The organism is Celeribacter sp. ULVN23_4 (assembly GCF_054788345.1).
Window position 1 is genome coordinate 57,384 of the sequence record NZ_JBTVYO010000001.1, and the last position, 18,083, is coordinate 75,466.

Genomic DNA, 18,083 nt, shown 5'->3' on the forward strand with positions numbered 1-18,083 from the left:
CTGCCGCAGACGCGTATGACACCATGACCAGACCTCACCTCACCATGACCAAATCCTGCCGCGTCACGCGCTTTGATCAGCCGCCTGCGCTGGACAGCATTCCCCTTATGCCGCCTGCAGCAGGGGAGCTGCGCGTTCAGATCCGCGCGGCGGCTTTGAATTTCGCGGACACGCTCATGTGCAAGGGCCGCTATCAGGACACGCCGGAGCTTCCCTTTACGCTTGGCCTTGAGCTGGCGGGCGAGATTACCGAAGTGGGGCAAGGCGTTGCGGGCTTCGAGATCGGACAGAGGGTTGCGGTCTATTCCGGTCAGGGTGGGCTTGCCGAGGCCGGGAACTTTCCCGCCGACCGCTGCCTGCCAATCCCGGACGAACTGGGCTTTGCCGAGGCGGCAGCACTGCAGATCGCCTATGGCACCTCGCATATGGCACTGGACTATAAAGCGCGCTTGCAGCCCGGAGAGCGGCTTGTCGTCACCGGGGCTGCGGGGGGCGTCGGCCTCACGGCGGTGGAACTTGGCAAACTGATGGGCGCAGAGGTCATCGCAATTGCGCGCGGCGCAGACAAGCTCACCACCGCGCGCGCCGCCGGGGCGGATCATCTGATCGACGCCGACAGCCCGGATATTCGCGAACAAATCAAGGCGTTAGGCGGCGCTGATGTGGTCTATGAAGCGGTGGGAGAACCGCTTTACGAGGCTTGTTTCCGCGCCACAAACCCGGATGGGCGCATCCTGTTGATCGGATTTGCCGGAGGCGAACTCCCAAAAATGAAACCCAACCACATGCTGGTGAAGAACATCACCGCCATCGGGTTCTATTGGGGCGCTTATCTCAATTTCAATCCGACCCCGCTGCGCAGCTCGCTGGCAACGCTTTTTGACTGGGCCGCAGAAGGTCTGATCAAACCGCATATTTCCCATCGTCTGCCACTCGATCAGTTCGCAACAGCCCTCGATCTGATCCGCACACGACAGGCCACCGGCAAGGTCATTCTGGAGCCCTGAGCATCCCGAAAAGCACTGTCGGCAAAGCGTCGGCTTTGTGTCGGACTTTTGTCGGGCACTTGGCTGCGACTGACATCAGGCAAACCTCGCCTCAAAGCATATCGGACAGCCCGTCCTTCAGCGCCTCGCCCATGCCGTGTTTTTCCATATGCAGCCGGAGCCGCTGATTGTATCCGCCCGGCGTGTTCAGCGCTTCGATCAAGGGGGCACATTCAGAGGCCGAGAGGCTGGACGCGACAAGCGCGCGTAGAAACCTTTCGCCCTGCGCCTTGTCCGCCACATGTTCACCGAGCCAATCGGCAGCATCCGCGACCATCCGCGCGACCGGGGACAGCACCGCTTGCGCGCTCAGATAGGCTGCCATCTCAGCCGCGTTCTGCACCGGGAAGACACTGTTTCGTGCGCCGAAGATCTCGGTCACAAGTTCGATGTCCCCATACATCATGATCGGCGTTCCGCCCTGCATGATCGGCGTTCCGCCCTGCGCGATGCCGGGAAACGGCATCATGATCGCCACAGCTTGGGCCGGACGCACCAAAGCATCCACCTCCTCAAGCGAGAGACCGGCGATGAAGGTGATCACCCTCTGCCCCTCGCGAAAGCTCAGCGTGCCCAGCACATCGCGAGCCACTTCGGCCATGAGGCCGAGGAACAGGACGTCGCTGCGGTCCACAACGGTCTGATTGTCGGTCACGCGCACATTGTCATAGGCTTTCGCCAGCACATCGGTATAGCGGGCGCTTCGCTTGGAGACGGTGATCTCGTGCCCGTCGCCCGCGATGCCATGCACCGCCGCGCTGGCAATTGTCCCACACCCAATGACCCCGATACGCATGCGCTGCCCTCCGTTTTCCGTCTTGTCGCCGCATCTTATCACGTCTCACGCATCAGGCGAGGCGCGATGAATGTCTCACTGCGCCGCCAGACGCGCGCTGCCGTGGTTGCGATAGGCCTGACGGATCAGCTCACGAAGACGGTCCGTCGCTTCGCTGCGCTTTTGCTCTGACATGTAGAGGTTGATCTTCTTCCTCGCGAGTTCCGGCAGGGCTCCGCCATGCTGGATCGGCTCGGAATAGGGCGGCGCGGTATTCTCAAGCATCACATGCACAGCCAAATCCGCCGAGACCGAGGCCTCGATGGTGCGGGACTGATCGCTTTCGATTGAGACTTCCCAAGGAATGCCCGCGCGGTCGAGCGCCTCCTGCACGCCTTTGCGGAAGATACAGCGATGCTCGAACGCCAGCCGCAACGGGCGTTGTCGCCAAGCCGTCCCGTTCGGCGCGCCGATCCAGACCAGCGGCAGCTCAACCAGCGTCTCACCGCCCGCATCGAGATCATCCTCTGTCGTCAAAATCATATCGCATTCACCGCGGGAGAATTTCTCTTTGAGCTGCGTGGTGAAGGAAGACTCCAGATTGACGCGCATCCGCGGGTAATCGGCGTGGAAATGTTGCAGCACCAGAGGGATCGACGGGTAGACGATGTCATGCGGCACGCCGAGCACAATCTCGCCTTCGAACTCGGTGGCGGTCAGACGGCTGTAGACCTCGTCATTGAGCTCCAACATCCGCCGCGCGTAGGACAAAAGCTGCTCGCCCGGCGCGGTGAGCGCAATTTTACGGGCGCTGCGATCCAGAAGCTTGACGTCGAGGCTTTCTTCCAGACGTTTGAGCTGCATCGAAACGGCGGATTGCGTCAGGTTGAGCGCGCCCGCCGCGCGGGTCACCCCACCGCAATCGGCAACGGTCACGAAAGACCGCAGGGCGGTCAGATCAAGATTGCGCGGCATATCATGCTCCGTGATGCTTTAATCAACAATCATTCATTTCACTTATTGAACACGATCAGCAATACACATCAAGGGAAATGATTGACTCCCGCCAACCATTCAACTTTTGTTAAGGACGACACGATGCCTACCCTGAGCCTCCTCCGCTACTTTAGCGCGCGTCGCGCGCCCTCCTTCTTCTCCGGCTTTATGAAAGCCCGCGAGATCGCGCGCCAGCGCCGCCAGCTTGCCGCGCTCGATGATGCACGTCTCGAAGACATCGGCCTGACCCGCACTGAGGCGCTTATCGAAGGCCAGCGCGCCGTTTGGGATGCCCCGTCTCACTGGATGAAATGACCCCATGCGACAGCTTGTCTCGGTCGCCGCCCTCAAGTCCCCCAAGGCAACCCTTTAACCGCGATGTTCCCTGGCATCGCGGTTTTTCATGCCTTTTCGGCCACATGAGCGGATTTTCCCGCCTCACATCATCACGATAAAAACACATCGTTCCCGCATCTTCACGGGTTGAAATCCGCCCCCGGACTGCCAATATCGGACAGGACACCTTCGCATGTCGCGGAGGGACAGGGATTTCGACGCACAGGAGAATACAATCAATGGCTGACTACAGAACGATCCACGCGGGTGTGGGCGCACGCTCGGCTGAGATCGACGCTGGCCTTCGCGCCCATATGAATAAGGTCTACGGCACCATGTCCGTGGGTCTGTTGGTGACTGCGCTCGCCGCATGGGCGCTCTCCAACCTCGCCGTAACCTCGACCCCGACCGAATATCAGGTCGGCATCGGTGAATATCTGTCAAGCTTCGGCTACGCGCTTTACGTGTCCCCGCTCAAATGGGTGATCATGTTCGCACCGCTGGCGATGGTCTTCGGCTTTGGTGCCGTGATCGGCCGCCTCTCCGCAGCTGCCGCCCAGACCTACTTCTACGCCTATGCGGCGCTGATGGGCCTGTCGCTCAGCTCGATCTTCCTGGTGTTCACCGGGGTCTCCATCACGCAGACCTTCTTCGTGACCGCAGGTGCCTTCGCTGGCCTGTCGCTCTGGGGCTACACCACGAAGAAAGACATCTCCGGCTGGGGCTCTTTCCTGATCATGGGGGTGATTGGCATCCTGATCGCCTCCGTCGTCAACATCTTCCTCAAGTCCACCGGTCTTGAGTTTGCGATCTCCGCCATCGGCGTGCTGCTCTTCGCGGGCCTGACCGCCTATGACACGCAGCGCATCAAAACCGACTACATTGCCCACGCACATGCGATGGACGGTGAATGGCTGGCGAAATCGGCGATCATGGGGGCCCTGAACCTCTACCTCGATTTCATCAACCTCTTCATGTTCCTGCTGCAGTTCCTCGGCAATCGTGATTGATCCCACAGGATCTGACTGACAGAATGACAAAGGGCCGGTTTCGACCGGCCCTTTTTTCATGCTTTCGCGGGAGATACGTATGACCGACAACTGGCAATTCTGGGCCCTGCTCTCCGCCCTCTTCGCCGCTCTGACGGCAATCACCGCCAAGATCGGCGTATCCGAGATCAACTCCAACTTCGCGACCTTCCTGCGCACCGGCGTCGTGTTCCTCGCCTCCGGGCTGTTCGCATGGTCTCTCGGGGACATTGAGCCGCTGTCGAAACTCAGCCCGAAAGGCGCAGGCTTTCTGGCAATCTCCGGACTGATGACCGGCGCCTCATGGGTGTGCTATTTCCGCGCCCTGCAGATCGGCAAGGCGTCACAGGTCGCCCCGGTCGACAAGCTCTCCGTGGTCTTCGTGGCGGTCCTCGCTGCGCTTGTGCTGGGCGAGGAGCTGAGCTTTCTGGGATGGGTCGGCGTCGGTCTGATCTCGACCGGCGCCGTGCTTATGGCGATTGCCTGAGACCTCAGATCACAGGACCAGATCGCGGGCCATCTGGATCGCAGGCAGGTAGACACCGGGTTTCAGCGCCAGATCGACATCGCCGGAGGCCTCGAACCCGTGCGCCTCGTAGAACTCCCGTGCAGAGAGCGTCGAGAGGCAACACATGCGCTCAACGCCCGTCAGACGCGCGTTGTCGAGGATATGATCGAGCAGAACCGAGCCGATACCACGCCGGACGTGATCTGGATGCACCGCAACACGGCGCATGTGGCCGATCTCACGCGGACCGACACCGCCGAAAGGCGTGGCCTGCGTCCAGCCACCTGCCGCGATGACCTCGCCTCCGCCCGTCTCGGCCACGAAAAACGTGCCGGAGTTCAACAGGCGCGGTGCCGTATGCAAAAGCGCGGGCAGCGCGGCGTCCAGAATCGCGGCGGAATAATGCTGTTTCAGGAGCTGACCGTAGGAGGCACGAAAAAGCGTGTCGATCTCCGCGGTATCGGCCGGCATGGCGGCTCGCACGGTGAAGGGCACGCTTTTGCGAATCTCCTGCGCGCCTACCGCCAAAGCCTCACTCAGGCTGGATGGCATCGAGCAGGAGCAATCAGGCCGCTCCGGCTCCCTGAAATCATCATCATAACATCCCAACATCTCTTCTCTCCTTTGTTGGCGGGTTTGGAAACTTGTGGACCGCTGGCTTGGGAGGGAGAGCTGGCAAAGAAAAACCGCGCTTCCCTCTCGGGTCGCGCGGCTTTGTCTATCTTGGTATTTAAGAAGGTCTTACTTGATCTTGCCTTCTTTATACTCGACGTGCTTGCGCGCAACCGGGTCGTATTTTTTTACGACCATCTTTTCGGTCATGGTGCGGGCGTTCTTTTTGGTCACGTAGAAGTGGCCCGTGTCCGCGGTCGAGTTGAGACGGATTTTGATCGTCGTCGGCTTCGCCATTTTTCGTTACTCCAGTTATCTCGTGCGACGGGTGGTCGGGCCAACCCGTGGAATCCTTGAAACCCGGCTTTTAAGCCTTTGGGCCTCCGAGTCAATGGGCTTTTCTCAGAAATTGACGGAAGACGCCAGTCAAAAGCCTGCACAGTCACCCTGCAAGACTGAGTGATTGCGTCCGGGGCGTTCACTTTCTAAATAGGTCATGCGGCCAATCAGGCCGTGAAACCTCTCAGGGCGGGGCGAAATTCCCCACCGGCGGTGTTTCGGGGCGACTTTTCAAAGCCTCCCCGATCAGCCCGCGAGCGCCATGCGCGTCTTATCAGACACGCTGGGACAGCAGATCCGGTGCGACCCCGGAGCCGACGGTCATAGTCCGGATGAAAGAGAAAAGGCGAACGAGACACTCCCCTTGGGGAGATGTCCCTTCACCCTCGATGCCTTGAGTTATGTGTGAAGAAAGGACGACACATGACTCTGACACCCAATTTGGCCAAACTCGGCCCGGCCCGCTCCGGCGCGCTTTTGATGATCGCGGCGGGTGTGCTTTTCGCCGTCATCAACCTTCTGACCCAATATGCCACGATGATGCTCAACGTGCCCTCGGCGCGCATGGCCTTCTGGCAATATTTCATTGCCCTCTTGTTTTCCCTGCCTTGGGTGATCCGCCACGGCCTTTCAGCGATGAAAACCGGACAGGTGATATTGCACCTCACCCGTGTCGCCTCCGCCGTCGTCGGGGTTCAGCTCTGGGTCGCAGGTCTCGCGCATGTGCCGATCTGGCAGGCAATCGCCCTCATCATGCTCTCGCCATTCTTTGTGACCTTCGGCGCAGGGCTATTTCTGGGTGAAGAGACCGGCCCGGCCCGCTGGCTCGCCGTCACCGCAGGATTCGTCGGCGGGATGATCATTCTCGCACCGTGGTCTGATGCCTTCTCGCTTTACGCGCTCTATCCGGTCGGTGCGGCCTTCTTCTGGGGGCTGACCTCACTGCTGACCAAGCGCCTGACTCGCAGCGAAAGCCCGGAGAGCCTCACGGTCTACCTCCTGCTGCTTCTGAGCCCCGTGAACTTCGCACTGACGCTTGGTGACGGCGTGGCCTTCAGCGGCGGTCTGACCGCCCTCATCCTGATCGCAGCAGGGCTTCTGACGGCGCTGGCACAATATGCCATCGCCAAGGCCTACACGGTCGCGGATGCCGCCTATTTGCAGCCGTTCGACCACCTCAAACTGCCGCTCAACGTCGGTTTCGGTGTGCTCGCCTTCGGTTTCGTGCCGCCCGGATCGATGTGGCTCGGCGCCGCCCTGATTCTCGCCGCGTCTTTCTACCTGCTCCAACAGGAACGCCGCTCAGAACAGCCCGCATAATGAAAAGGGCGGCCCAGTGGATATACTGGGCCGCCCTTCTCTATTCCTGTGCCGGTCGGATCAAATCACCGGTTTGCCCATCGACATGTGAATCTCCGCCTGTTTCGCGGGATCAAGCATCAGAGATTGCGCGAGACCGGTGAGGAAGGTTTTCTCCGCCTCTGTGTCAACGGAGATCGCCATCAACGCCGCCGCATAGACCTGCGCCGCCGTGGTCGTCCCGGCATCTTTGGCCAGCGCCATCGGATCGACCGCCGCGTCCAGCTCGGCCTGCACAAAGGCGATCTCTTCAGGCGACGCATCGCCCAGCGTGTCGAGGATTTTCGTGCGCTCTTCTGCGTCGATCTCGCCATCGGCCTTCGCGGCCATGATCATCGCACGGATCATAAGCTTCGCATGTTCCTCGGAAGCCGCACCGACAGCCGTGCCTTTGGTCACGGATTCGAACATGTCGGACATCGACGTCATCCCGGTCGCTGCCGCGCCGGACATGGCGGAGAACAGAGAGCCGAGACCGGCTTCGGTCGCCTCAGACATGTCGGCGGCCTGATTGCCCATCTTGCCCATCATGTCGCGCACGGCATCCGCACCGCCGGGGAAGCCGAACTTTTCGGCCATCTGGCCCATCTGATCGGCGACGCTTCCCGGATTGCCGGATTGGCGCATCGCCTCGCGCACGCCCTCCATGCCGCCCATCTTTTTGACTTTCTCAACACCTTTCGCCGCGGCGAAGCCAATGGCGAGCGTGGTCAGGGTCTTCACGAAACTCATGGGAAACTCCCTCTCCTGATAAATTCTCAGGACCATACTGCGATGAAAGCCGCAATCTGCCAACAGGGCAAACCCGCCCAAAGCTCCCCGCGTCTTTTGTCTGAAAATATCCTGGGTGAATTGGACGCGCAGCGGCCAAGAGGGCAAAGCCCTGCCTTCAACCTTTGTGAAATATGACGCGGACGGCCTGTAAGCCGGATTCTGTTCCGGGGCATGCGCCCCTTCGATAACCATTCCTCTAGGCCGGCTGTTACCAGACGGCTCAAGCTGCCAACCCGGGTTCTCAGGCTTGAGCGACCTTGCGGGCGGTATGCTTGCGCACAACAGACCCCGCGTAGAACCCCTATTTGGCATTGCTCCCGGTGGGGCTTGCCGTGCCGCTTCTGTTGCCAGTCGCGCGGTGGGCTCTTACCCCACCGTTTCACCATGACCTCCGTATAGAAGGCCGTCTGTTCTCTGTGGCGCTATCCCTGGGGTTGCCCCCGCCGGGCGTTACCCGGCACCGTTGCTCAAGGGAGTCCGGACTTTCCTCCCCTCCTCATCAAAGAGAAGCGGCGATTATCCGGCCATCCGCGTCGGAGAGCGACTTAGGCGAGCGGCGCGGTCCGGTCAATCGGAAAGCGCGCGGCAAGATCGCAGGCCAGCGCCATATCGCGCCCGTCGAGCGGCCCCTGATGATGGGGGCGAAACCGACTCCGGAAGGCCGGGAGCAGAGCTTCGAGCGGGGTAGCCGGGTAGCCAATGCATTCTAGATCTTGCACAAATCGAACCTCATCGGGCTCGATATTCTCAATCACATCAGAAAAGACAGACAAACCCTGCAAAGCAAGCCGTTTCCAGTCAAAGCGCGGGCCGGGGTCGATTTTGCGCAGGGGGGCCATGTCGGAATGGCCGATCACACGTTCCGGCGGGATCGCGTGGCGTGTCAGAATATCTGCAAGAAGTCCCTCAAACGCGTCCATCTGCGCCGCAGAGAAAGGCGTGGTGCCGGGGTTTGCCAGTTCGATGCCGATGGAGCGCGAATTGACATCCGTCACGTCGCCCCATTGCCCGGCCCCGGCGTGCCATGCGCGCATCTCTTCCTCGACGAGGCGAAACACCTGCCCCTGTTCAGAAATAAGATAATGCGCGGAGACCTCGAACTCAGGATCGCAGAGCCGCGCCAAAGCCTCCTCGGCCGAGGCCATCGCCGTGTAATGGATCACCACGAGATCCGGCCGCGCGCCGTCCCGCCGTTCGCCAAAGTTGGGCGACGGATGCTCATGGATCAGAGGTTTTGACGACATGTCAGCGGTTGGCGGCCAGACGGAAGGGCGCGGGATCCCAGCTACAGGCGAAGCCATCCCCATCGGGATCAAGCCCCTGCGGGTTTTTCTCCGGACCACCGTGCTTGAGGAAATAGTCCTGCGCCAGATCAGGCGAAGCGTATTTCGCACAGTTGCGTGCCGCACGGGATTCGGCTCCGGGGATCAAACGGGAATAAAGCGCCTGACCGACGGTGTTGGTCGTATTGAGCGCAAACTCAACGATCGTCCCGGCGTCAGAGGTGGGGCGCGACGGCAAGGCCGTCGGCTGGATCGTGACATAGGCTTCTTTGTTGGCTTCAACAAAAGCCTTGTCCTGCTCGATGGAACGCTCCGAGGAGACAGCGTCAAAGCTGTTCTCAGCAGAAATCCCCATCGCGTTGGAGACGGCAGAGGGTGTCGCCCCGGTTGCTTGGGTCGTCGCTTGGGTCGTTGCGGCGGTCGTCGTCGAACCGGCTTCCGCTTCGGCAATGCCTTCAAGCGCCTCGTCGGAGATCGCTTGCGTGTCGAGACCGGAAGTCGCGACAGACGCGCTCCCCGCGCCTTCACCATTGGCGATCAACTCGGCCTCGCGATGAGCCTGATAGTCCGAATAGGAGCTGAAGCCGACGCCCGCCCCGCTGTCGGGAACAGCGGTTTGGCAGGCGGCAAGCGCAGCAAAAGAGATCAAAGCGAGTGAGGCACGACGCATTGCGAGGCTCCGTAAGGGTCAGTCAAACTGTCCCTTACCACCATTTTTCAGGCTTGGAAACAAAGCCCGCTGCACCTTCCAGTGAATGCGCGATATTCAGCAGATCGCCCTCTTCCCAAGGTTTACCAATGAGCTGAAGCCCAAGTGGCAGGCCTGTGGAGGAGACGCCGGTCGGTACGGAGATGCCCGGCAGACCCGCGAGATTCACGGTCACGGTGAAGACGTCGTTCAGATACATCTGGATCGGGTCAGAGTCGGACACCTCGCCCAGACCGAAGGCCGGAGACGGGGTGGCGGGCGTAAGGATCGCATCGACGCCAGCGGCAAACGCATCCTCGAAGTCTTTCTTGATCAGCGTCCGAACCTTGCGCGCCTTGTTGTAATAGGCGTCGTAGAACCCGGCGGAGAGCACATAGGTGCCGACCATCACGCGGCGCTGCACCTCTTTGCCGAAGCCTTCTGCACGGGTTTTCTCGTACATGTCATCGATGCCGTCTCCCTCAGAGAGCGCGGCACGGTGGCCGTAGCGCACGCCGTCATACCGCGCGAGGTTGGAGGAGGCCTCAGCGGGCGCGATGACGTAATAGGTCGGCAGCGCGTATTTGGTGTGCGGCAGGGAGATGTCGACGATCTCGGCCCCTGCATCTTTGAGCATGGCGGCACCATCGTCCCAAAGCTTGACGATCTCTTCCGGCGTGCCTTCAAGACGGTATTCTTTCGGGATGCCGATTTTCTTGCCGCGAATGTCGCCGGTGAGCAGGGCTTCGAAATTCGGCACGGGCAGATCGGCGGAGGTGCTGTCTTTCATGTCATGACCGCACATGGTCTCCAGCATGATCGCCGCATCGCGCACGGATTTGGTCATCGGGCCAGCCTGATCGAGAGACGATGCAAAGGCCACGATGCCCCAGCGGGAGCAACGGCCGTAGGTCGGCTTGATGCCAACGATGCCGGTGAAAGCGGCAGGCTGACGGATCGAGCCGCCCGTGTCGGTGCCGGTCGCAGCAAGGCAGAGATCGGCGGAAACGGCGGCGGCGGAGCCACCGGAAGAGCCACCGGGCGTGAGCGCAGCATCGTCATTGCCACGGCGCCACGGGCTGATCGCGTTGCCATAGGTCGAAGTTTCGTTCGAGGAGCCCATGGCGAATTCGTCCATGTTGAGCTTGCCCAGCATGACGGAGCCCGCGTCGAACAGCTTGGTCGTCACGGTCGACTCGTATTCGGGTTTGAACCCTTCGAGGATCGCGGACGCCGCTTGGGTCGGGACGTGTTTGGTCGCGAAGAGATCCTTGATCCCGATCGGCAGACCGCACATCGCGGGAGCGTCGCCAGCGGCAATGCGCGCATCGGCGGCTTTCGCCTGCTCGCGGGCGATCTCCGGCGTGTTGTGGACGAAAGCGTTCAGAGCGCCCGCGCCTTCGATGGCGGAGAGGCAGGCCTCGGTCAGTTCAGCAGAGGTGTAATCGCCATTGCGCAGCCCGTCGCGAGCGGCAGAAAGGGTCAGTTTGTTCAGATCGGTCATGTCACTCACCCTTATTCGACGACTTTCGGCACAGCGAAGAAGCCTTCGCGCGCGTCCGGAGCATTTGCGAGGATTTTGTCCTGCATCTCGCCATCGGTGACACCGTCCTTGCGGCGCTTGAGGCGCTGCGGCGTGACGGAGGTCATCGGCTCGACGCCCTCCACGTCCACTTCGGACAGTTGTTCGATAAAGCCGAGAACGGCGTTGAACTCATCAGCGAGGGCGGGAAGCGCGTCTTCCTCGACCCGGATGCGGGCGAGCTTGGCAACCCGGCGCGCGGTATCGATGTCGATGGACATGTGGCAATGCTCCGTATTCTTGGTCAGTTGAGGCTTTAGCGCCCCTGCGCACGGCCTTCAAGCATATGCGTGATATAAACATGGATCATCCAGCCCAGCATGGCGGCATTCAACACATGCCAGAGGAAATGTGTCCCCATCGGAAAGCTCCCGCAGATCGGCATATCCAGCCAGCGCATCGCGATGGAAAGACAGAGGATCGAAGCTCCAATGGCGAGACCACGGGCGGTTCGGGGCGCGCGCTTCCGCAGTAGGAAAGCGTAGATGAAGATCAGCAGCGGCACGGAAGAATAGGCCGCGCTGGAGCCAAGCCCGAAATGCGAGAATACCAGCGAGCAGACGAAGGCGAAGGGAAAGAACGCAAGACAGGCGAGGATCGCGCGCCCGGTCGCCAAACCGAGAAAATCGCGGGAGGCGGCAAAGAGATAGAACAGGACAAAGATCAGGATCGGGATTGTGTCCGTCATCGCGGCCCAGCGCGTTGCCGTGGTGTGGAAGGCGAAAGAGCCAAGACCAATGACGAAAAGCACCACCGCCAGAGCGCGGGCCATCGGCAAGCCCTTGGTGCGCGGCCAGATGATAATCGCGGCGATCAAAAAGGCGGCATTGGTGAATGCGTTCACCGGCTCCGACCAAAATGTGAAATCCGTGCGCTCACAATAGGCGTCGATCTGGTCTCGATACATGGACGTGCTACGCTCCCGTGCTAGGTTTCTGTCAAAGAAAGATAGGGAGTCTTCTCATGAAAATCACCTGGCTTGGCCATTCCGGCTTTCGGATCGAAATATCGGATCAGGTTCTTCTGATCGACCCTTGGCTTCAGGGCAACCCGGCCTTCCCGGAGGGCCGCGACAACGAGGCCACCAAGGGGGCGACGGCGATTTTCCTCACCCACGGTCACGGCGACCACGCTTCCACCACTTTACCTGTGGCGCAAAGCACGGATGCGATGATCTACTGCATTCACGAGTTGTCCCTGATCCTCGGCGCCGAAGGGGCGCAGGTCACGGGGTTCGGCAAGGGCGGTACGATCACGCTTGGCGAGGGCGACGCGACGGTCACCATCACGATGGTCAATGCCGTGCACAGCTCCTCCATCGATTTCAAAAACGGCGCACCGCAATACGCAGGCGATCCGGCGGGGTTCATGATTTCCGGCGAGGGTCATACGATCTATGTCTCCGGCGACACGGACATCATGGCCGATATGGAATGGTTCGCCGATCTGCACCAACCCGATATCGGGCTGCTTTGTGCGGGCGGGCATTACACGATGGGCATGAAACGGGCCGCTTACGTCTGCCAGAAATTCTTTGATTTCAAGACAGTGATCCCGTGTCACTGGGGCACCTTCCCGCTTTTGGCGCAAAATTGCGATGAGCTGGTCTATGCGCTCAAAGACGGTGTGGTGAAGGTGCCCGAGGTTCTGGTGCCGATTGAGATCTGATCCCTAACCCGATCTCAATCCTGCTCGGCCTGCTCTTCGAGGACGCCGAGCACCATCGACTGCATCTCGTCGAAGGCGGCGATGAACTGAGTGCGGAACTCGGCCATCGCCGCTTCCGTCGCGGCTTTGTCAAAGGCCTCGCCGGTGCTCACAGCAACGACATCGCGCCGGGCCTTGATCGCATCACGCAGGCTGGCTTGCAGCTCTTCATCCTCCTTGAAGCTCTCGCGCAGCGCCTTGCGAATCTCGCTCGGGAAAGTCGGCACGCGCGCCGCGTCCGGCCCTTCATCGCCCATCACGCTCACCCGAACCTGCTGGAACCTCCAGATCACACCAAAGGTGACTGCATTCCCCAACAGGGACAGGCCCAGCACGACGACAAGCGCGATCCGGCCCCAAGAGCGGTGGGGGGCATGTGTGGTTTGAGCAGACATCAGAACCCTCCCAACAGGCCGAAGAAATCGCCGAGCGCGAGCAAGGCGAAGAAGCTGTCGCCGAGAACGCCCGACGACAACAGATAGCCCAGCGCGACACCGATCCCCATCAGCCCGGCAAAGCCCATGGCCCACGGCAAGGGTTCGGACAACACTTCGGCGAGCGGATGGTTCCCCCCGGTCGATGTTTCGGCCAGTTGATTAAGTACGGACCGCGACAGGACGGCGACATCCTCATCGCCGGGCGTTTTCATCAACGCCGCAAGATCGCAGTCGAAAGCCTCATCCTCAGACAGGCTCGGTTGTGTTTTCTGATCCGGCATTGATCAGTCCTCCTTTTCAAGCCGGGCCCGGAGCGCATTGCGCGCCCGCACCAGCAATTGTTCAACCGCCCCCTCACTCGCCCCCATGGCCACAGCGATCTCCGCCCCCGAGAGCTCACCCGCCGCCTTCAACATAAGCGCCTGACGTTGACGTTCCGGCAAAGTGCGGATCACCGCCTGCGTCTGGGCCAGCCGCTGGCGAGCGGCCAATTCGGCCTCCGCCCCCGGCGTGTCGTCTTCCGGCTCCGGCAGGCTGTCGAGCCCCACGAACCGCCGAAATCCCCCTCGCCTGTTGTGGTCGATACAAAGATTGACCGCGATCCGGTAGAGCCAACTCGACACCGCCCCCTTCTGCGGATCGTAACTCGCCGCCTTCGACCATGCCCGGAGGAAAACCTCCTGAGCCACGTCTTCGGCCTCGGACGACACGGTCAGCACCTGTGCCGCATAGCGCCGGATTCCCGGACCATAGAGTGCAATCAGACGGGCCAACGCAGCGCGTTCGCCTTGCACCATCGCGGCCATCGCGGCGGCGGCTTCGGTCTGACGTGACTCCATACCCGTTGTTCCGGTTTCTTTTCGACGGGGACGTTTGCCCTGTCTTATATCAACAAACACACATTTTACCGTTTAAAAGCGGCCCGGATCGTCGAGGGGGGGGGGGAATGGGAACGATCCGGGCCTGACCGCGGTCAGCGGGTTACGATAATGCCACGGTTCCGGGTCTGGCTGCTGCCATCGGGGGCGATCAGGGTCGTTTCGACATCGGTGCCGCTCCCGTCATTGGTGCGCACGACACCGCGCGAAACGCTCTCGCCTGCGGCATTGGTGCCGGTGGTCACAGATTCGCAGGTCACCATGTCATTGCCCTGAATACAGGTGTGTTCCTTGGAAACGCTGCCGCCGTTGTCGGTGGTCACGGTCAGGCCGCGCGCATAAGCCGGCGCGGTGGCCGCAAGCGGTACGATTAGAGCGAGGGCATAGAGAGGTTTGATCACAGTTTTCATCGTTACAGTCCTTGTTACAGGGGTGTTATTGGGGCCTTTGGTCGAAGGCGGGAAGGATGATCCGGCTTTCGGGGGGATCACAGGGAAGGAAGGCAGGAGACGCGGGCCTTAAAAACTGGCCTTCGTCAGAAATTTGTTGATGCGGGCAAGCTCATTTCCAGCCAGCACACCATCTTTGTTGCGATCAGCGCGCTCGAACCCGGGTGCCTGTGTCAGGAATTCCGCTTCGGTCACGGCGCCATCGCCGTTGCCATCACGCGCCATGATCCGTTCGCCGGAGACATTGCGCCCCTGAGCGGCAGGCATGGCTTGCAGTTCAGCCACCGTGACGGAGCCGTTGCCATCGGTGTCGAGGTTTTTGAAGCTGTCTTTTTGCAGCCCTTGGAATTCGGCCAGGGTGATGACCCCGTCGCCGTTGCTGTCATAGCTCAAAACATTCGTTGCCGCGAAAGCTGGCGCGGCCAGCCCGAGTGCGCAGAACGTGACTAGATATCGGATACGCATGTGGTTCCTCCTTTGCGTCGTCGATACCCTTAAATACGGGGGCTCTCGGTCCTCCCTACGCGGCGGTCCAATTTTTTAGAGATTATTTCGGAGGTCAGATGCAGTGCCTGCTGACAGCATGTCACGCCCGGATCAACGCCGGGCCGCGAAGAAATCCTTGAGCAGCGTCTCAGCTTCGACGCCCGCGATGCCGTCATAGACCTCCGGTGCGTGATGGCACTGCGCGTGGCTGAACACTTTCGCCCCATGCGCCACCCCGCCGGATTTGGGATCGCCTGCCCCGTAATAAAGCCTGCGGATACGGGCGTTCGACATGGCGGCGGCGCACATCGGACAGGGCTCCAAGGTCACATAGAGATCATAGCCCATCAGACGTTCAAGCCCGAGCTTTGCGCAGGCCTGCCGCAAAGCGACGATCTCCGCATGTGCGGTGGGATCATTGTCCTCGCGCGTGCGGTTGCCGCCCCGGCCCACAATCTCACCCGAAGGCGAGACCACAACGGCACCAACCGGCACCTCGCCGCGATCGGCGGCGGCGCGGGCCTCTTCGAGGGCGATATCCATATAAGAGCGAAACGACATGCCCTTTCCTGCCGCAATTTTCCGACGGAAAGCAAGCCGCTTCCGCCAAGCGCTCTGCGGCACTTCATGACGCCCCGATGACACAATGACGCAGCCAGACGCGAATTGACCCACATCAAAGTTTTCTTAAAGCCGCGGCGGCAACTGTGCCGCCACGCGCATCAAGGACATGCGCAGACTAAGATATAGGACTTAAACTATGAAAAAGACTTCCGTTTTCGCCGCGACCGTGGCTCTTGCCCTCGCATTGCCGTCTCTTGCCTCGGCACAGGATGCAGGGACGATGTCCCTCGGTTTCGGCCTTGGCGGCGTGATGCCGAAGTCCGACAACGGCAGCATCAACAGCGGCACAACCGGCCTTGATGTCGGTGACAATGTTCGCCCGACCATTACTTTTGAATATTTCATCCGCGACAATCTCGGCATTGAAGTGCTTGGTGCATGGCCGTTCGAACATGACATCAAAGCCGATGGCATGGGCAAAATCGGCACCACGAAGCACCTGCCGCCGGTGATCTCGCTGCAATATCACTTCGACACCAAGTCGGCCTTCGCACCTTTCGTGGGCGCAGGTATCAACTACACCGCGTTCTTTGATGAAACCGCGAAAGGCGACATCGCAGGCAACGATCTCAACCTGACCGACTCCTGGGGCGTCGCGCTGCACGCTGGCTTTGACTACAAGCTGAGCGAACGCGCCGCACTGCGGACCGATGTGCGTTGGATCGATATCAACAGCGACGTCTACCTCAATGGATCCAAAATCGGCGAAGCCGAAATTGATCCTTGGGTCTTCGGCGTCTCCTACGTGATGTCCTTCTGAAATATCGCGCGAATCGCGTAAAAGACCTGTGTTTGCCGGCCCGCAGCCCTGTGGGCCGGTTTTCTTTACTCTTTCCATACGCCTCGGCTCAGAGTATGAGCGCGCCAACGAAAGGCCATTCTCATGACTGACACGCCCAAGACACCGACCCCGTCCGCACCGAAAAAATCGCCTCCGGGCGAACGCATCGCCAAAGTGATGGCGCGCGTGGGCGTTGCTTCGCGCCGCGATGCAGAGGCTATGATCGAAGAGGGACGCGTCACGGTCAACGGGCGCAAGGTCACTTCGCCCGCGTTCAATGTCATGCCGAAAGACAAGATTTTTCTCGACGGCAAAGAGATTGGCGAACCGGAACCGCCGCGCCTTTGGCTCTATCACAAGCCCGCTGGTCTGGTGACCACGGCGAAGGATGAAAAAGGCCGCGAGACGGTGTTTGACAAGCTCCCGAAAGAGCTGCCGCGCGTGATGTCTGTCGGACGTCTCGATTTGAACTCCGAAGGTCTTCTGCTTTTGACCAATGACGGCGAGATCAAGCGGCGTCTGGAACTTCCGGACACCGGCTGGATGCGCAAATACCGCGTTCGCGTCAAAGGCACTGCCACGGAAGCGATGCTGGAGCCGCTGCGCAAGGGCGTGACCATTGACGGCGAGGATTTCCAACCGATGGAAGTCGTATTCGACCGTCAGCAAGGTGCGAACGCATGGCTCACCGTTGGCCTGCGTGAAGGCAAAAACCGCGAAATTCGCCGTGCGATGGAGCATATCGGCCTCACCGTGAACCGGCTGATCCGCATTTCCTATGGCCCTTTCCGCCTGAACACGCTGCAACCGGGTCAGGTCGAAGAAGTCCGTGCCCGCGTGCTGCGCGACCAGCTTGGCATGGAAAGCGAAACCGACAGCAAAGGCTTCCCAAAGCGCACCGTTTCTCGGGACGGCAAACCGGGCGGTCCGCGCAAAGAGGCAATGGCACGCGATGGACGTCCGGATCGCCCCTTCAAAGGCGGCAAGCCCGGGTTCAAAGGCAAATCCGGCGGTTTCAAACGTCATGACGATGCCGAAGGCGGTCGCGGCGGCGAAGGTTTCAAACCGCGCGGCGAGGGCTTCAAAGGCAAGCGCGACGGTGATTTCAAACCGCGTGGCGAAGGCTTCAAGGGCAAACCCGGCGGCAAGCCCGCTGGTCGGCCCTTTGGCGCCAAGCGTGACGACCGTGATGGCGAGCAGCGCGGCGGCAAGCCGGGGAGCTTCAAATCCCAAGGCTTCAAATCTCACGGCGGTGGCAAGGGCGGCAAACCGCGCTCTGCCGGGTTCAAATCCCATGGCGGCAACGCGGGAGCCAAACCGGGCGGACGTCCGAGCGGCAAACCGGGGGCTGGGCGTCCGGGTGGCGGCAAACCGCCCAAATCCCAGTCCTAAATC

At 60.7% G+C, this 18,083-nt stretch carries 24 protein-coding genes, 1 other RNA gene and 1 riboswitch; of the genes, 8 read left to right on the plus strand and 17 right to left on the minus strand.

Annotated features, from left to right (window positions below; genetic code table 11):
• The first annotated feature begins 23 nt into the window (after nt 1–23).
• Nucleotides 24–1,007, plus strand: coding sequence for an NADPH:quinone oxidoreductase family protein (locus ACYBHZ_RS00250; protein WP_460272181.1), 984 nt, complete (start codon nt 24–26; stop codon nt 1,005–1,007).
• A gap of 91 nt (nt 1,008–1,098) precedes the next feature.
• Here the strand turns inward: ACYBHZ_RS00250 and ACYBHZ_RS00255 are convergent, their stop codons facing one another.
• Together ACYBHZ_RS00255 and ACYBHZ_RS00260 are read right to left on the minus strand one after the other, a co-directional pair.
• Complete coding sequence (locus ACYBHZ_RS00255; RefSeq protein ID WP_460272182.1) at nt 1,099–1,842, minus strand: NAD(P)-binding domain-containing protein; 744 nt, start codon at nt 1,840–1,842, stop codon at nt 1,099–1,101.
• Nucleotides 1,843–1,917: 75 nt separating this feature from the next.
• Nucleotides 1,918–2,796: a LysR family transcriptional regulator gene (locus ACYBHZ_RS00260; RefSeq protein ID WP_460272183.1), complete on the minus strand. Its 879-nt coding sequence runs from the start codon at nt 2,794–2,796 to the stop codon at nt 1,918–1,920.
• A gap of 123 nt (nt 2,797–2,919) precedes the next feature.
• On the opposite strand from ACYBHZ_RS00260, the gene ACYBHZ_RS00265 reads away from it, so the two are divergent.
• From ACYBHZ_RS00265 to ACYBHZ_RS00275, 3 genes are all read left to right on the plus strand, one after another.
• On the plus strand, nt 2,920–3,132 hold the full coding sequence (locus tag ACYBHZ_RS00265; protein ID WP_460272184.1) for a DUF1127 domain-containing protein: 213 nt from the start codon (nt 2,920–2,922) through the stop codon (nt 3,130–3,132).
• A gap of 260 nt (nt 3,133–3,392) precedes the next feature.
• On the plus strand, nt 3,393–4,163 hold the full coding sequence (locus ACYBHZ_RS00270) for a Bax inhibitor-1/YccA family protein (RefSeq protein WP_460272185.1): 771 nt from the start codon (nt 3,393–3,395) through the stop codon (nt 4,161–4,163).
• 79 nt (nt 4,164–4,242) lie between these two features.
• Nucleotides 4,243–4,668: an EamA family transporter gene (locus tag ACYBHZ_RS00275; RefSeq protein ID WP_460272186.1), complete on the plus strand. Its 426-nt coding sequence runs from the start codon at nt 4,243–4,245 to the stop codon at nt 4,666–4,668.
• 9 nt (nt 4,669–4,677) lie between these two features.
• Here the strand turns inward: ACYBHZ_RS00275 and ACYBHZ_RS00280 are convergent, their stop codons facing one another.
• Both ACYBHZ_RS00280 and rpmG read right to left on the minus strand, forming a co-directional pair.
• Complete coding sequence (locus tag ACYBHZ_RS00280; RefSeq protein WP_460272187.1) at nt 4,678–5,301, minus strand: GNAT family N-acetyltransferase; 624 nt, start codon at nt 5,299–5,301, stop codon at nt 4,678–4,680.
• 129 nt (nt 5,302–5,430) lie between these two features.
• Complete coding sequence (gene rpmG / locus ACYBHZ_RS00285; RefSeq protein WP_009572866.1) at nt 5,431–5,598, minus strand: 50S ribosomal protein L33; 168 nt, start codon at nt 5,596–5,598, stop codon at nt 5,431–5,433.
• A 218-nt stretch (nt 5,599–5,816) separates the two neighbouring features.
• A riboswitch (FMN riboswitch) is annotated at nt 5,817–5,988 on the plus strand.
• Nucleotides 5,989–6,063: 75 nt separating this feature from the next.
• Here rpmG and ACYBHZ_RS00290 point away from each other — a divergent pair.
• Entirely contained in the window at nt 6,064–6,960 is an 897-nt protein-coding gene (locus ACYBHZ_RS00290; RefSeq protein ID WP_460272188.1) for a DMT family transporter, read from the plus strand.
• Nucleotides 6,961–7,020: 60 nt separating this feature from the next.
• Here ACYBHZ_RS00290 and ACYBHZ_RS00295 read toward each other — a convergent pair whose 3' ends face one another.
• The 7 genes from ACYBHZ_RS00295 to ACYBHZ_RS00325 form a co-directional block, all read right to left on the minus strand.
• Complete coding sequence (locus ACYBHZ_RS00295) at nt 7,021–7,731, minus strand: DUF533 domain-containing protein (protein ID WP_460272189.1); 711 nt, start codon at nt 7,729–7,731, stop codon at nt 7,021–7,023.
• A 174-nt stretch (nt 7,732–7,905) separates the two neighbouring features.
• Nucleotides 7,906–8,305, minus strand: an RNA gene (rnpB, locus tag ACYBHZ_RS00300) — RNase P RNA component class A.
• A 13-nt stretch (nt 8,306–8,318) separates the two neighbouring features.
• Nucleotides 8,319–9,017: an N-acetylmuramoyl-L-alanine amidase gene (locus ACYBHZ_RS00305; RefSeq protein ID WP_460272190.1), complete on the minus strand. Its 699-nt coding sequence runs from the start codon at nt 9,015–9,017 to the stop codon at nt 8,319–8,321.
• A gap of 1 nt (nt 9,018) precedes the next feature.
• Nucleotides 9,019–9,726 (minus strand): hypothetical protein, encoded by a 708-nt coding sequence (locus ACYBHZ_RS00310; protein WP_460272191.1) that lies wholly within the window; start codon nt 9,724–9,726, stop codon nt 9,019–9,021.
• A 34-nt stretch (nt 9,727–9,760) separates the two neighbouring features.
• Entirely contained in the window at nt 9,761–11,248 is a 1,488-nt protein-coding gene (gene gatA / locus ACYBHZ_RS00315) for an Asp-tRNA(Asn)/Glu-tRNA(Gln) amidotransferase subunit GatA (protein ID WP_460272192.1), read from the minus strand.
• A gap of 11 nt (nt 11,249–11,259) precedes the next feature.
• Nucleotides 11,260–11,547 carry an Asp-tRNA(Asn)/Glu-tRNA(Gln) amidotransferase subunit GatC gene (gatC, locus tag ACYBHZ_RS00320; protein WP_460272193.1) on the minus strand — a complete coding sequence of 96 codons (288 nt, stop codon included), beginning with the start codon at nt 11,545–11,547 and terminating at the stop codon, nt 11,260–11,262.
• Nucleotides 11,548–11,582: 35 nt separating this feature from the next.
• A complete protein-coding gene (locus ACYBHZ_RS00325) occupies nt 11,583–12,233 on the minus strand; it encodes a ceramidase domain-containing protein (RefSeq protein WP_460272194.1) in 651 nt (216 codons plus the stop codon).
• A 56-nt stretch (nt 12,234–12,289) separates the two neighbouring features.
• Between ACYBHZ_RS00325 and ACYBHZ_RS00330 the strand changes: the two genes are divergently transcribed.
• Nucleotides 12,290–12,994 carry a metal-dependent hydrolase gene (locus ACYBHZ_RS00330; protein ID WP_460272195.1) on the plus strand — a complete coding sequence of 235 codons (705 nt, stop codon included), beginning with the start codon at nt 12,290–12,292 and terminating at the stop codon, nt 12,992–12,994.
• Between the two features lie 14 nt (nt 12,995–13,008).
• Here the strand turns inward: ACYBHZ_RS00330 and ACYBHZ_RS00335 are convergent, their stop codons facing one another.
• The 6 genes from ACYBHZ_RS00335 to ACYBHZ_RS00360 form a co-directional block, all read right to left on the minus strand.
• Nucleotides 13,009–13,428: a hypothetical protein gene (locus ACYBHZ_RS00335; RefSeq protein ID WP_460272196.1), complete on the minus strand. Its 420-nt coding sequence runs from the start codon at nt 13,426–13,428 to the stop codon at nt 13,009–13,011.
• Nucleotides 13,428–13,751, minus strand: a complete 324-nt coding sequence (locus tag ACYBHZ_RS00340) for a hypothetical protein (RefSeq protein ID WP_460272197.1) — start codon at nt 13,749–13,751, stop codon at nt 13,428–13,430. Before ACYBHZ_RS00340 ends, ACYBHZ_RS00335 begins: the two co-directional genes overlap by 1 nt.
• A 3-nt stretch (nt 13,752–13,754) precedes the next feature.
• Nucleotides 13,755–14,309, minus strand: a complete 555-nt coding sequence (locus tag ACYBHZ_RS00345) for an RNA polymerase sigma factor (RefSeq protein WP_460272198.1) — start codon at nt 14,307–14,309, stop codon at nt 13,755–13,757.
• 134 nt (nt 14,310–14,443) lie between these two features.
• Nucleotides 14,444–14,758: a hypothetical protein gene (locus tag ACYBHZ_RS00350; RefSeq protein WP_460272199.1), complete on the minus strand. Its 315-nt coding sequence runs from the start codon at nt 14,756–14,758 to the stop codon at nt 14,444–14,446.
• Nucleotides 14,759–14,866: 108 nt separating this feature from the next.
• A complete protein-coding gene (locus tag ACYBHZ_RS00355) occupies nt 14,867–15,262 on the minus strand; it encodes an EF-hand domain-containing protein (RefSeq protein ID WP_460272200.1) in 396 nt (131 codons plus the stop codon).
• 132 nt (nt 15,263–15,394) lie between these two features.
• The gene (locus ACYBHZ_RS00360) at nt 15,395–15,844 is read right to left on the minus strand and encodes a nucleoside deaminase (RefSeq protein WP_460272201.1); all 450 of its coding nucleotides are present in this window, start codon (nt 15,842–15,844) and stop codon (nt 15,395–15,397) included.
• 199 nt (nt 15,845–16,043) lie between these two features.
• Here ACYBHZ_RS00360 and ACYBHZ_RS00365 point away from each other — a divergent pair, with 199 nt between their 5' ends.
• A complete protein-coding gene (locus ACYBHZ_RS00365; protein ID WP_460272202.1) occupies nt 16,044–16,667 on the plus strand; it encodes an OmpW/AlkL family protein in 624 nt (207 codons plus the stop codon).
• Between the two features lie 123 nt (nt 16,668–16,790).
• Nucleotides 16,791–18,080 carry a pseudouridine synthase gene (locus ACYBHZ_RS00370; protein ID WP_460272203.1) on the plus strand — a complete coding sequence of 430 codons (1,290 nt, stop codon included), beginning with the start codon at nt 16,791–16,793 and terminating at the stop codon, nt 18,078–18,080.
• Nucleotides 18,081–18,083: the final 3 nt, after the last annotated feature.